The sequence below is a fragment of the Streptomyces sp. WM6386 genome, from assembly GCF_000972385.1.
Lineage (GTDB): Bacteria > Actinomycetota > Actinomycetes > Streptomycetales > Streptomycetaceae > Streptomyces.
This window is the reverse complement of sequence record NZ_JXTE01000260.1, coordinates 1-907: the sequence shown is the minus strand read 5'-3', so window position 1 is coordinate 907 and position 907 is coordinate 1. Positions and strand designations below refer to the sequence as shown.

At 69.6% G+C, this 907-nt stretch carries 2 pseudogenes; both read right to left on the bottom strand.

Annotated features, from left to right (window positions below):
* Positions 1-349: pseudogene (locus tag TN53_RS48815) on the bottom strand (cytochrome P450); the annotation flags it as partial.
* An 89-nt stretch (positions 350-438) separates the two neighbouring features.
* Positions 439-907, bottom strand: a pseudogene (locus TN53_RS41110) (cytochrome P450); the annotation flags it as partial.

Genomic DNA, 907 nt, shown 5'->3' with positions numbered 1-907 from the left:
GGTCGAAGGTGCCCGCCGACCGGCGTACCCGGGTGTGCTCCGGGGGGTTGAGGGCGGGCAGGGTGCGGCTGTTCTCCCGGGAGGAGGGGGCGCTCCAGCGGGTGCGGGCGCCCTGCTTCTCTCGCCATGCGGTGTCCGGTTCGAGCCATGTACCGCTGCGCAGCACCTGCTCACAGGTCGCGTAGCTGCTGACGAGTAAACCGCCCCAGGGCGCGGGGCTGACTTCGCCGCGCGCCCTGAGCTCCGCGTAGATGGGGAACGGGTCGGCCTGTCCTTCGGCCGTCCGAAGACGGGAGAACAGGGAAATGGTCGCCCGACGGTCCGAGGACGGAGTCGCGAAACTTCCAATGATGACGGCTCCTTTCTGCCAGCCGCCATCCGTACCCGTACAATGCTTGAAGCATCCAATAACACAGTGTTCTCGTAGGGTTACTTACGTCACTCGCCATTCACCCAGGCCCGGAAGCGGCTGAACAGACCGCCCTTGGGGCGCGGTGCGGCGTGGGCCGCCCGGCCTGCCGAGGACGGCTGCGGGACGGCGGCCGCCGAGTGCGCCGCCTGAACGGAGGACGGTGTCGCGGGCCGGGTACGGGCCGCGGGTGCCACGGTACGGGGGGTGTACCGGATGGGGACGGTGACCAGCGAGCGGCTCCACGGCGTTGCCACCCAGGCGAGTTCCTTGAAGGGAACGCGCATCTCGACATCGGGCAGCCGGTTGAGCAGGGACTCCACGGCGGTGGCCGCGATCATGAATGCCGGGTCCTTGGCCGGGCACGCGTGCGGGCCGGCACCGAAGGCGAGATGGGCCTTGGAGCTGAGCTGTTCACGGTGCTCGGTCAGCTTGGGGTCGGTGTTGGCCGCCGCGAAGGAGATGAGGACCGGATCGCCCGTCCGCAGGGTCCGGCCT